General features: G+C 68.8%; 11 protein-coding genes. 6 read left to right on the top strand and 5 right to left on the bottom strand.

Annotated elements, in window-relative coordinates; genetic code table 11:
• Positions 1–15 precede the first annotated feature (15 nt).
• The gene (locus tag KZC51_RS09455) at positions 16–606 is read left to right on the top strand and encodes a PadR family transcriptional regulator (RefSeq protein WP_247629730.1); all 591 of its coding nucleotides are present in this window, start codon (positions 16–18) and stop codon (positions 604–606) included.
• Positions 607–677: 71 nt separating this feature from the next.
• Positions 678–2,000, top strand: coding sequence for a hypothetical protein (locus KZC51_RS09450; protein ID WP_247629729.1), 1,323 nt, complete (start codon positions 678–680; stop codon positions 1,998–2,000).
• A 65-nt stretch (positions 2,001–2,065) separates the two neighbouring features.
• Here KZC51_RS09450 and hpf read toward each other — a convergent pair whose 3' ends face one another.
• The 5 genes from hpf to mtrA form a co-directional block, all read right to left on the bottom strand.
• Positions 2,066–2,722: a ribosome hibernation-promoting factor, HPF/YfiA family gene (hpf, locus tag KZC51_RS09445; RefSeq protein ID WP_247629728.1), complete on the bottom strand. Its 657-nt coding sequence runs from the start codon at positions 2,720–2,722 to the stop codon at positions 2,066–2,068.
• A gap of 94 nt (positions 2,723–2,816) precedes the next feature.
• The gene (locus tag KZC51_RS09440) at positions 2,817–3,503 is read right to left on the bottom strand and encodes a ComF family protein (protein WP_247629727.1); all 687 of its coding nucleotides are present in this window, start codon (positions 3,501–3,503) and stop codon (positions 2,817–2,819) included.
• A 104-nt stretch (positions 3,504–3,607) separates the two neighbouring features.
• Positions 3,608–5,335 (bottom strand): LpqB family beta-propeller domain-containing protein, encoded by a 1,728-nt coding sequence (locus tag KZC51_RS09435; RefSeq protein ID WP_247629726.1) that lies wholly within the window; start codon positions 5,333–5,335, stop codon positions 3,608–3,610.
• The gene (gene mtrB / locus KZC51_RS09430) at positions 5,332–7,017 is read right to left on the bottom strand and encodes an MtrAB system histidine kinase MtrB (protein WP_247629725.1); all 1,686 of its coding nucleotides are present in this window, start codon (positions 7,015–7,017) and stop codon (positions 5,332–5,334) included. The genes KZC51_RS09435 and mtrB overlap by 4 nt, the downstream gene beginning before the upstream one ends.
• A gap of 6 nt (positions 7,018–7,023) precedes the next feature.
• Positions 7,024–7,704 (bottom strand): MtrAB system response regulator MtrA, encoded by a 681-nt coding sequence (gene mtrA, locus KZC51_RS09425; protein ID WP_247629724.1) that lies wholly within the window; start codon positions 7,702–7,704, stop codon positions 7,024–7,026.
• A 96-nt stretch (positions 7,705–7,800) separates the two neighbouring features.
• On the opposite strand from mtrA, the gene KZC51_RS09420 reads away from it, so the two are divergent.
• The 4 genes from KZC51_RS09420 to KZC51_RS09405 all read left to right on the top strand — a co-directional run bounded on the left by KZC51_RS09420 (position 7,801) and on the right by KZC51_RS09405 (position 12,063).
• A complete protein-coding gene (locus KZC51_RS09420) occupies positions 7,801–9,222 on the top strand; it encodes a DUF7847 domain-containing protein (RefSeq protein WP_247629723.1) in 1,422 nt (473 codons plus the stop codon).
• The gene (locus tag KZC51_RS09415) at positions 9,219–9,857 is read left to right on the top strand and encodes a DUF4129 domain-containing protein (protein WP_247629722.1); all 639 of its coding nucleotides are present in this window, start codon (positions 9,219–9,221) and stop codon (positions 9,855–9,857) included. The genes KZC51_RS09420 and KZC51_RS09415 overlap by 4 nt, the downstream gene beginning before the upstream one ends.
• On the top strand, positions 9,854–11,041 hold the full coding sequence (locus KZC51_RS09410) for a DUF4350 domain-containing protein (RefSeq protein WP_247629721.1): 1,188 nt from the start codon (positions 9,854–9,856) through the stop codon (positions 11,039–11,041). The genes KZC51_RS09415 and KZC51_RS09410 overlap by 4 nt, the downstream gene beginning before the upstream one ends.
• A gap of 98 nt (positions 11,042–11,139) precedes the next feature.
• Positions 11,140–12,063 (top strand): AAA family ATPase, encoded by a 924-nt coding sequence (locus KZC51_RS09405; RefSeq protein WP_247630626.1) that lies wholly within the window; start codon positions 11,140–11,142, stop codon positions 12,061–12,063.
• Position 12,064 lies beyond the last annotated feature (1 nt).

Below are 12,064 nucleotides of genomic sequence, written 5' to 3'. Positions count from 1 at the left end.
CGACAGGAGATCACCATGTCTGTGCGCCAGAGCCTGCTCGCCATCCTGGATCAGGGCCCGTGCTACGGCTATCAGCTGAAGCACGAGTACGACAGACGGACGGGAGCGACGTCGTCGCTCAACGTGGGGCAGATCTACAACACCCTCGAACGCCTCGAACGGGACGGGCTCGTCCGGCGGGGCGAGGCCGACGAACGCGGTCATGTCTACTGGCAGATCACCGACGACGGTTCCCTCGAGGTCGCCCGCTGGCTGGCCTCGCCCGTTGTCCGCAGCACCACCACTCGGGATGAGCTCGCCGTCAAGCTCGCCATCGCGGCCACGCTCCCCGGAATCGACGTCGCGGCGGTCATCCGCGCTCAGCGCGCTGAGTCGCTCGCCCGATTGCGCACGCTGCAGCAGACCAGTTACAGCGGCGAGACGGCGGGCGGGCCGGAAGAGCTCGCCTGGTCGCTGGTGATGGACTCGATGCTCTCTGCCGCAGAGGCCGAGACCCGATGGCTCGATCATGTCGAGCAGCGCCTGTCTGAGCACTCCGGAACCGCACTCCCCCTCGCGACGGAGCGCCCGAGACGAGGCAGACCGGCCCGGGTCGGCGGGGCCTGACGCACCACTCCGGCGTTCGCCTGGAGCGGATGCTCAGCCATCGCAACGCCCGCGGAAAGTAGGATCGGCTCATGGCTGGAATTTGGGGCAGACGCAAGCGCGAGCAGGAAGCACTCGCCGCTCAGGACGCCGATCTCGCACGGCGTGCGGAACAGGCACTGGTCGCGGCGGACGAGCGCATCCGGACCACATCCGATGAGCTGTCGTTCGCCGAGGCGGAGCTGGGCGAGTCGCTGACCGCCGATCTGCGCACGGCTCTCGCCGCAGTCCGCACACACCTGCGCGAGGCGTTCCAGATGCACCAGCTGAACCACGATGAGATCCCGGATACGCCGGAGGAGCTGCGCACACGCAATGCGCGCATCGTCCAGCTCTGCGATTGGGCCCAGGATCTGCTCGACGAGAAGACGGATGTGCTCGCCGCGTCGGTCGCGAAGGTGCGCCGGGCACCCGAGATCATCGCGCAGGTACGCGCCGAAGCCGAATCGCTCAGCGCACGGATCCCCCAGACGAAAGCCGCTGTCGAACGTCTCTCCAGCCGCTACGCCGATTCCGCCATGACGCAGATCGCCGCGAGCGCAGCGGAAGCAGAACAGCTCATCGCCTTCGCCGTCCATGGCGCCTCCGTATCGGAGCGCCGCAGGGCTGCGAAGCAGAACGAAGAGGCGAACGTCGCGCTGGAGACAGCCACGGAAGCGACTCGACGGGCCTCGGCGTTGCTCGATGCGGTCGAGGACTTCGAGATCGAGGCGCTGCGCGCGGAGTCGACGCTCGCCGAGGTGGTGGCGGACTCCCGCAGCGATCTGATCGCGGCGCGCACCGCGCCGCAGGTGCCCGCCGTCACGTCGGCCATGTCCGCACTGCAGTCCGCACTGGCTGCGCTCGCCCCGTCCGGAGCGCGGAACGATCCGTTCGCCGAGCTCTCACAGCTCCGCGATGCCAACACGGCCCTCGACGAGGCGATCGCGACGGCCAAGCACCGCGCGGCCAACCCGTTGCCTTCCTTGCAGGTGGTGCAGCACGCGATCGACGATGCCGACCGGCAGCTGGGTGTCGCACGCGGCCTGATCGCCGGCCATCGCGGGTGGATCGGCGCCGACGCGCGCACGCGTCTCGCTGAGGCCGAACGGCTGCGCATCGATCTGTCCGACATGCTCCCTGCCGAGGAGACCCGTGAGGCGGCACTCGCCGCTGCCCGCCGTGTCGCTCACCTCGCCTCGGAGGCCCTCCAACTAGCCCAGCGCGACATCGACTCCTCGCGCCCCCAGGACGACGGCTGGGGCGGCGGCGGCTGGGGCGGCGGCGGACGACGCGGCGGAGGCGGCGGCGACATCGCGTCCGGCATCCTCGGCGGTCTCGTGATCGGCAGCCTGCTCGACGGCATCTTCGACTGACGCCCGGACATCACAGCGGCCCGGTTCCTCTCGGAACCGGGCCGCTCTTCGTCTCAGGTCTCAGCTCAGGACGCGAGGGCCTCCGTCGGCGGCGCCTGGGTGCTCAATGCGATCACGCCGTAATCCCACCCCTTGCGTCGATACACGACACTGGGGTGATCGCTGCGGACGTCGACGAACAGGAAGAAGTCGTGTCCCACGAGCTCCATGCGGTCGACGGCCTCCTCGACAGTCATCCACTCCGCCTCGAAGCTCTTGGTGCGGATGACGACGGGCGAGTAGACCTCGTCGTCGGTGTTCTGCACTGGAACATTGCCCGTCGCGACAGCGTGGAGAACCTCCACGGATGCCGGCTGAACATCGATCCCTTCCAGGGCACCGCTGCCCTTCTCGAAGTGCGCGCCACGCGGGTGCTGTCGGCCGTCGACTCGCTTCTCCTTCGCGCGTCGCAGCTGCTCGGACATCTTGTCGACTGCCAGATCGAGGGCGACGAACTTGTCGCCGTCGGTCGCCTCCGCTCGCACCACCGGCCCCTTGCCGATCAGCGTGAGCTCGACGGTTTCATCCGGAACTCGGCCGTTGCGATACGCGCGATGCGTGACTTTCACGTCCAGTCGTTGCGCTCGTCCGGCAAACGTCTGGATCTTGGCGATCTTCTCTTCGACAACGGTGCGGAATCGGTCAGTGATACCCACCCCGACGCCAACGATGCTCGTTTCCATTGCTGCCTCCTTGTCCCGGTCCTCCCGGCCAAGGGCGGACCGTGGTCGCCTTGTGACCCCCAACCGTAGTCTGCCTGTGGGCGGATGTCACGGGTCATTTCCTCCGTGTCGCCGATGAGTCCTCGATGAGTCTCCGGTGACGCGGAGTGGCGGCGAGCGCGACGGCGAAGAGCACGTCGAATCCTGCGTCGGTGAGGGCGTTCGCCGCTTCGTCGAGGGTGGCTCCTGTCGTGACGACGTCATCGACGAGGATGACCCGCTCCGCATGACCGCGTCTGCGGGCGTGCATGCTGCCCTGCACGTTGTCCCGGCGTGAACGGGCGTCGAGGCCGCGCTGATCGGCCCTCCGAGAGGCGACCGCGAGCAGCCGATGCGGCGAGGCGCCCGCGCAGCGTGCGAGCAGTTCGGGCACGCGGTAGCCGCGCCGACGAAATGCTGCACGACTGGTGGGCACCGGGACGATCAGCGCGTCGGGCGACGAAGCCCCATCGAGAACTGCGCTCAGGACTCGGCCCAGTGGGCGCACGAGCGACGACTCGCCGGAATCCTTGAGCCGACGGATGCAACGGGCTGGCACTCCCTCGAACGGGAGCGCTGCGCGCACGGCGAGCCCCTGCGGCGTGCGTATCTCCACCGGGCGCGGCATGAGCCCGACGCGGCACGCAGCGCAGAGCAGCTCGCCTGGCTCATCGCAGCCTGCGCACGACGCTGCGAGAAGGAGCGCCGCCATCTCCGCACCGATACCCCGCAGCACCGTCCCGAGACGCGACTGAGAATGCATGCGTCGATCATCCGCGCTCACGCACAGCGCGAGGCAACGGCGACCGCTCCTCGAGGAGAACGGCGCAGACATGACCCCGGTGCAGTCGGAGTGACAGCGTGGCCTCACTCGCCGGCGCGTGTCGCCAGGACCCGAACGTCCGAGGCGATCTCCCGCCACGCGGATCCGGCGTGCGCGAACAGCGTCGACTCGGCGTTCAGCACGCGCACTCCGCCGATCGTGCGAGATCCTGCGAGCGAGACCGCATCGGCAGGGGCAGCCTCCGCCGTCCCCGGCCCGCCGACCATCTGGGTGAGCAAGGGCGAGCCCTCCCCGGGGATCAGCACACCCAGACGCGTGGGTCCCAGCCATACCAGGTCATCCGCGGCGCCATCGATCCTGGTCAGCTGCTTGACGGGTCCGAGTTCGACGGGGACGCCGTTCTCCCTGACGATCGCTGCGACGACGACCCAGTACTGACCGCCCACGGTGACGACGGCGGCGACGCGCGAACCATCGGAGGACACACGCATCGCGGAGATCGCCGATGCGTTGGACCAGGCCGTGGCCACCGCGTTGGGGCTGGCATCGCTCCCCCATGCCTGCACCGCACCCGGGTCGTTCGAGGGCACGGTCCAGGTGTAGCCGAACGGATCGATCGACGGCGACACGGTCGTGGCCGGGGTGTCGAGCTCGTCCATCCGGCCGTTTCCAGCGAGGTAGATGCGCCCGTCGGCGAGATGCACGGCGGCGTGCGAGGAGTCGGCGGCGACGTCGATCGCGGTGATCTCCTGCGAGAGGCCGAGGATCTCGTCGCTGATCCCGGGTATCGGCGCGATCTGGTCTCCGACGATCGCGCCGAACGCGTCGTCGGTGAGGACGAGCGAACCGGGGTCGATGGTCTCCTCGCTCAGTTTCACGATGCCCGCGTTGAGCGGACGACCGTCAAGAGTGAAGCGCACCTGCGACACGTGCACCCCGGAGGCCTCGAACGTCGCCTGGAGCTGGGTACGCATACGCGCGAGGGTGGTCTGGTTCAGGCGCGTGTCAGGTCCGGTCAACGCGACCTCCGCCACCTGCTCAGGACCGATCGGAACAGCATCCTCCGCGAGCTGCACGTCGGCGGGGAACGCCGACTGCACCGACTGCTCGAGCCAGGGACTGGCGCTCCCGTTGATGAGCGCCTGCGTGACGGTCGTCGCGATGCTGGTGCGCCGCGGGAACCAACGCACGTCCGGAACGAGATGCGACCAATCGTGATCGAAATACTGCAGCGGATAGCCGTCGAACACCAAGGAGAACCGTGATTCATCGATCACGATGCCGTCCGGTGCTTTCGCGATGCGCCATTCGCCGTCGTCGAGTCGCTCGACGGTGAACGTCGCGGTGGACGCCCCCACGGATTCGGAGTACGCGCCGGACTCGTCGACGTTCGCGACGAGATCGAACTGCACCGTCACGTCGCCCGATGTCGCATCCTCGGCACCTTCATCGCCCTCGTCAGGGATCGTCGAGGTCATGGTGCGGGCCCCCACGGCGGTGTCGACCGACACTCCGACGCCCGGACGCCAGGTCGGCTGCAGCTCCGGGGTGAGGAAGGTGCGAGCAATGCTCCAGTTCTCCGCGGGGGTGATCGCTGCTTCCAGGAAACCCTCCACGATCTCCTGCGGGCTCGCGCCCGGCGCCGGCCCCGATGCGATGAAGAGGATGTCGTTGTCCTCCGGCGCCTCGCCCAGTTCGAGTCCGACGTTCACGTCGCCGCTCGTCGGCAGCCCCGCGCACGCAGGGAGCAGCAACGCGGCAGCCGCCAGGGCGAGGACCCGCAGCATCCGTCTGTCACGGCGATGGATCATGACTCATCCTCTCGATCGAGAAGCTCTCTCGCGAGATCGGCGAGCGAGATCGGCTGCGTCGCATCGCCGATCTCGGCCAACGGCTCCTGCGGCTCGAGTGGGATCGGGCTCGCCCCCTCCAGCACGGCGCCATGGCGCGGCAGCGTGAGCACGAAGTTGGTCCCGTCTCCGAGCTTCGACCACACCTCGAGCGTTCCGCCATGCAGCGTCGCGTCGCCCAGAGCGATCGAGAGCCCCAGCCCGGTGCCGCCGATCGTGCGTTGTCGCGAAGGATCTGCGCGCCAGAACCTGTCGAACACGCGCTCCGCATCGCCCGGTTCCATACCCATGCCGAAGTCGCGGACGCCGGCCGCCACCGCGTGCTGATTGCTGTCGACGGTGATGACGATCGGTCGCCCCTCGCCGTGCTCGATCGCGTTGCCGATCAGGTTGCGCAGCACCCGGCGCACACGACGCGGGTCCATGTCGACCGGCGAGTACCCGCCAGGCGCGACGAGCCTGAGCTCGGTGCCGCGGCCCTCAGCCAGTGGGCGCATCTGCTCGATCACGTCCTCCGCGACGTGAGCGAGACTCGTCGCCTCCAGCTCGAGCTGCACCGACCCTGCGTCGTAGCGGCTGATCTCGAGCAGGTCGGACAGCAGGATGTCGAACCGCTGCACCTGCGTGTACAGCAGCTCCGCTGTGCGTGCAGTGGTCGGGGCGAACTCGTCCCGCTGGTCGTTCAGCATGTCCGCCGCCAAGCGGATGGTCGTCAGCGGCGTGCGCAGCTCGTGCGAGACATCCGAGACGAACCGCTGCTGGACCATCGAGAGTTCGCCGAGTTCCTTGATCTGCGCCTCGATGCTGTCAGCCATGGCGTTGAAGGACCTGCCGAGGGTGGCCAGCTCGTCCTCGCCGTGCACCTCCAGCCGCACGCCGAGGTCGCCCGACGCCAGCCGAGCACTCGTCTCTGCTGCTTGGATGATCGGTGTCGACACCGTTCGCAGCACGATCCACGAGATGGCCGCCACGATCGCCACCAGACCGATCCCGGCGATCCATAGCGTGCGCTGCACGAAGACGAGTGTCTGATCGGCATCGTCGAGGTCGTACGCGAGGTAGATCTCGAAAGGACCGGCCTGCGGGACCTGGAGCTGCTGACCGACGACGATCCCCGGTACCTCCCTCCCCGCTTCGCTCACCAGCGCGAGCGACTGCCACGCCTGGAGATAGTCGAATTCCGTCACCCGGTTGCGCAGTCCATCGCTCAGCTGATTCGCCGTCAGACCCCTGAGGGTGAAACCGTTCACCCCAGGTGCGTTCGGCCCCTTGTCGATGCGGAACCCCGCCAGCTGCTCGGCGCTCGAGTTCCGGGCCAAGCCCTCGGTGATGCTCCGCCAGAGGTCTTGCAGCGCGGCGGGGTCATCGCCGACTTCTGCGACGTCGAGCTTGCGCTGCGCATCGTCGATGGCGCGTCTGGCGTCTTCGAGCACGACGTTCTTGCGCGATACGAACAGGTCGTTCTGGATCACGAGCGCCATGGTCACGCACGTGACGAGGATGGCCAATGACGTCGCGAGGAGGGTGATGGTCAGCGTGCGGAACCGCAGCGACCGGCGCCAGAGGGCCGAGAGCACCGTCGGCCAGCTGCGCCAGTCGCGGAGTACGGCGACCGCCGTGGTGGTCGTCGTCGTCACGGCCATGGCTGCCTAGCCGACGCTCCCGGCACGGTAGCCGACGCCCCGCACCGTCATCACGATCTTGGGGTTATCCGGGTCGAGCTCCACCTTGGCTCGCAGACGCTGCACATGCACGTTCACCAGCCGGGTGTCGGCCTTGTAGTGATACCCCCACACCTGCTCCAACAGCATCTCCCGCGAGAAGACCTGCTGGGGCTTCGACGCGAGCGCGACCAGCAGCTGGAACTCGAGCGGGGTGAGGGCGATCGGCGTGGTGCCTCTGCGCACCTCATGCGCATCGACGTCGACAGTGAGATCACCCACTCGGAGCTGTTCGATCGTGGCCTGGGGCGTCGGGCGCAACCGGGTACGGATCCGGGCGACCAGTTCCTTCGGGTTGAAGGGCTTGACCATGTAGTCGTCCGCTCCGACCTCCAGGCCGCGCACCACATCGGCCGTGTCGCTCCGGGCTGTGAGCATGAGGATGGGGACGCCGGACTCTGCGCGGATGCGGGTGCAGATCTCGATCCCGTCCATCCCCGGGAGCATGAGGTCGAGCAGGACGAGGTCAGGGCGCTGGGCGCGCCACTCGTCGACGGCCCGTGCTCCGTCGGCGCAGAACACCGGCTCGAAACCCTCCGTGCGCAGCACGATGCCGATCATCTCGGCGAGCGCGGTGTCGTCGTCGACCACAAGAATGCGTGAGGTCATAACTGTTACCTTATGGCACCCAGTCCCGGGGTCCCCAGGTCTGCGCACCAGGCGAGGGATATGACACGATGGGAGCGCACGACGGAGGGAATGCCTGTGAGCGGTCAGATGTGGACCCCTGCCCCGAAGAAGGGCATCATCCCCCTTCATCCGCTGACATTCGGGATGCTGCTGGGAAAGGCGTTCGCAGCGCTGCGACACAACCCGAAAGTGCTGTTCGGCTTCGCGGTCGTCATCCAGCTGATCGTCGTACTGGCCACAGCCGGGGTCATGGGTGTCGTCCTGTTCACCAGCTTCGCCCGGTTGGAGACGGTCCCGGTCGGCTCTCCCGACTTCGAGGCGGTGCTGGCGGGAACCATCGCGGTCAACATCGTGGCCGGCCTCGTCGTCGGTCTCGCCTCGATCGCTTTCACCGCGATCATGCAGGGCGTCGTCGCCGCGGACATCGGCTACGCGGCGATCGGGGTGAAGGCGACGCTGCGGATGCTGTGGAAGAAGATGACACCCGCCTTCTGGCGCCTCGCCGGCTTCTCGTCGTTGTCGGTGATCGCCGTGTTCGGGCTCCTCGCGGTCGTCGCGGTGATCATCGGCGCGTTCATCGCCGGCGGTCTCGGCGGGAGTGCGGAGCTCATCGGTGTGCTGGTGGTCGTCGTGATCCTGATCGCGCTCGCGTGCGTCCCGCTCGTGGTATGGCTGTCGACCAAGCTCCTCCTCGTCCCCTCGGTCCTGGTGCTCGAGGGCGCGCGTTTCCGCGAGGCGCTCGTGCGTTCGTGGCGTCTGACCCGCGGCCGCTTCTGGGTCGCCTGGGGTGTGACGTTCCTGATCAGCGCGATCATGGGACTCGCCATGCAGGTCGTGAGCGTGCCCGTCACCCTGCTCAGCTCTCTGCTCGGATCGGTCGTCGCGCCGACGGGGGCCACGGAGCCCAGCGCGATCGTCGGCTACGTGTTCACATTGATCGCACCCCAGATCCTCCTCCTCGTCCTCCAGGCGATCACGCTCGTCGTGCAGAGCACCGGCTCCGCGCTGGTCTACCTCGACTGCCGGATGAGGTACGAGGGTCTGGACCAGACGCTGATCTCCCATGTGGAGCGGCGCGATCTCGGGTGGACCGACGAGCAGCTCGGCGACCCGTACGTCGTGGATCCGAGCCGAGCCGTCTCACAGGCGCCGCCGCCGCGGCAGGTTCCGGAGCACGTCATGATGTCGACCGGATACGCATATCCGCCGCAGTACGCGGCTCCTGCCTATCCCGGCCCGCAGCAGGCGGCTCCCTCCGCGCCGCCATACGCGGGGCAGCAACACCCTTCGCAGCAGTACCCCGGTCAGCAAGACCCCTCTTATCAATACCCCGGGACGGCGACGCAGCCTCCGGCGTTCGCGCCGGCCCCACCGCCGATCTCCACTGCCGGCACCCTGCCTCCCGCGATGCCGCCAGCACCGAGCGGACGCACGTGGGCGCCTCCGGCCGACGGCGCCTGGACGGCTCCCGGCGCCGATGGTGACGGTTCGGCATGAGCCGATCGTTCGATGTCTACGTACCCGACGGCGACGAGGCGCGGCGCTGGGCCCAGGAAGAACTCGCGAACCCTCGCTACGCCGACGCGAAGCCGACCTGGTTCGACCTCTTCGCACGCGACATCGGACGCTTCCTGCGCGACCTGTTCACCTCGGAGAACGGCGCGAACGTCGGTCCGGCCGCTCTCATCATCGTCAGCGTCATCATCGTCGCGGCGCTGGTCATCGCCCTCATCATCTGGGGCAGGCCACGCCGCGCCAGGAGCGTCCGCTCCGCGCGTGGCGATCTTCTGGGTGCCGCTGACGATCGGAGCGCCGCGCAGCTGCGTTCGGATGCCGACCGCAGCGCACGCGATGGCGACTGGGACACGGCGACGATCCTGCGGTTCCGCGCGCTCGCTCGCGGGCTGCTGGAACGCGACCTGATCGACCCCGCGCCCGGAGCCACGGCGCAGGCCATCGCCCGTGAGGCGAGCACGGTGTTCGCCGACGAGAGCAGCGCCGTGCGGCGTGCGGCGGTGTCGTTCGACGATGTCCGTTACCTGCGCCATCCGGCGAACGCGGAGAGCTACCGTGAGCTGGCGGACACGGACGACCGACTCCGCGCCCGTCGCCCGGAGGCGGTGCTCGCATGACCCTCGCCGCTGACCAGACCTCGCCGCCGTCGACGGCGGAGCGTCGGCCTCTGCGCTGGCGCACGCTGATCGGATGGCTGATCATCGCCGCGCTGGTCATCGGCGTCGCCTTCATCGCCCTGCGTGTGAGCGCGAGCGCCCCCGGCAGGCACGGTGGGCTGGATCCTGAGGGGCGCAACGATGCCGGAGCACTCGCGCTGGCGGAGATCCTGCGTGATCAGGGCATCGAGGTGATCGTGACCCGATCGCGCACGGACGCCCGTGCAGCGATCGATGAGCACACGACGCTGGTGATGGCGAACCCGTACACGCTCAGCGACGACGGTCTGACCGCGCTCATGGAGCCGGCGGACCATGTGGTGTTCCTGTCGACAGGCAGCCGGCTCCTCAGTCTGTTGCGCATCGGTGAGGATGCACCGGGGACCTCGCCCGCCGTGGCGGCGGAGTGCGCCCTCCCCGAGTTCGCCCGTGTCGGCGCCATCCGCCCCGACCGGCTCTTCACTCCGGCGGATGGCGTCGCCGCCTGCTTCGGCGATGCGACCGGCGCCGCCGTGCTCGTTGATGACCGGAGGGGCGGACGGCACGTCGTCGTGGAGGGGTCGAAGCTCTTCAGCAACGCGTATCTGGCCGAGGACGGCAATGCGGCCCTGGCGCTCGCCTTGCTCGGACAGACCGATCGGGTCGTCTGGTACGTCCCGACGTTCGGGGACTCGGACATCGAAGGACAGTCGGAGGACACCCTCGGCTCGCTCACGCCCGACTGGCTCACCCCGGCGATCCTGCTGCTGCTCCTCGCCGGTGTCGCCGCGGCGGTCTGGCGGGGCCGGCGTTTCGGGCCGCTGGTCGCCGAGACCCTCCCCGTCACCGTGCGCGCCTCCGAGACGATGCACGGGCGTGCGCGCCTGACGGCGAAGGCAGCCGATTCCGCGCACGCCGCGGAGACACTCCGCGACGGGGCCCAGCGCCGGCTCGCGCGTCGCCTCGGATTGGCCGCGCACGCGGGGGTGGACGACGTCGCCGATGCCGCGTCCGATCGCCTGCGCATTCCTCGCGGAACGCTTCAGGCGCTGCTCGCCGGCCCTCTTCCCACCGACGACGCCGCGCTGATCGAACTCGCGCGACGACTCAGCGACCTCGAGACCGCCGTCGAAGCCACCACTCACACGACCAGGGACGACGGATGACATCATCCGACGCCGCATCCACCCATCCCGACGGAAGCCGAGGGCATCACGTGACCGCTGAGAACATTCCCGCCGACGACGCCGCACTGCGCCAGGCGATGCACCGTGTGCGCACCGAGGTCGACAAGGCCGTCGTGGGCCAGGCCGGCACCGTCACCGGACTGCTCGTGTCGCTTCTCGCCCGCGGCCATGTGCTCCTGGAGGGCGTGCCCGGGGTCGCGAAGACGCTGGTCGTGCGCTCGTTCGCCCGGGCGCTGGGGCTTGACACCAAGCGCGTGCAGTTCACCCCCGACCTCATGCCGGGCGATGTGACCGGATCGCTCGTGTACGACGCGCGCACCGGCGAGTTCGACTTCCGCGCCGGCCCCGTCTTCACGCAGATCCTGCTCGCGGACGAGATCAACCGCACACCTCCGAAGACTCAGGCAGCACTGCTGGAGGCGATGGAGGAGCGCCAGGTGTCGGCCGACGGCGTGAGCCGCGTGCTGCCGGAGCCGTTCCTGGTCGCAGCCACGCAGAACCCGATCGAGCACGAGGGCACCTACTCGCTCCCGGAGGCTCAGCTCGACCGCTTCTTGATGAAGCTGGTCGTGGGGATGCCGGAGCGCGATGCGGAGGTGTCCGTGCTCCGCCGCCACGCCGAGGGCTTCTCTCCCCGTGAGCTGACCGGCGTCGAAGCCGTCGTCAGCGCCGACGAGATCCGCGCGGCGCAGGTGGCCGCGGGGCGCGTGGAGGTCACCGACGACGTGCTCGGCTACGTCGTCGACCTCGCCCGCGCCACCCGCCAGTCGCCGTCGGTCGAGCTCGGCGCGAGCCCCCGCGCCTCGACCGGTCTGCTGGCGGCGGCGAAGGCCTGGGCCTGGCTCAACGCCTCCTCGGCGGTGACGCCCGACCACGTACAGACGATGCTGGTGCCCGTGTGGCGCCATCGGCTGCAGCTGCGACCGGACGCGCAGATGGAGGGTGTCTCCGCCGATGCCGTGCTGACCTCGGTCGTACAGCAGACCCGGGTGCCGATCTAAG

It is taken from the genome of Microbacterium croceum (assembly GCF_023091245.1).
Classification (GTDB): domain Bacteria; phylum Actinomycetota; class Actinomycetes; order Actinomycetales; family Microbacteriaceae; genus Microbacterium; species Microbacterium croceum.
This window is presented reverse-complemented; position numbering and strand designations above follow the sequence as displayed.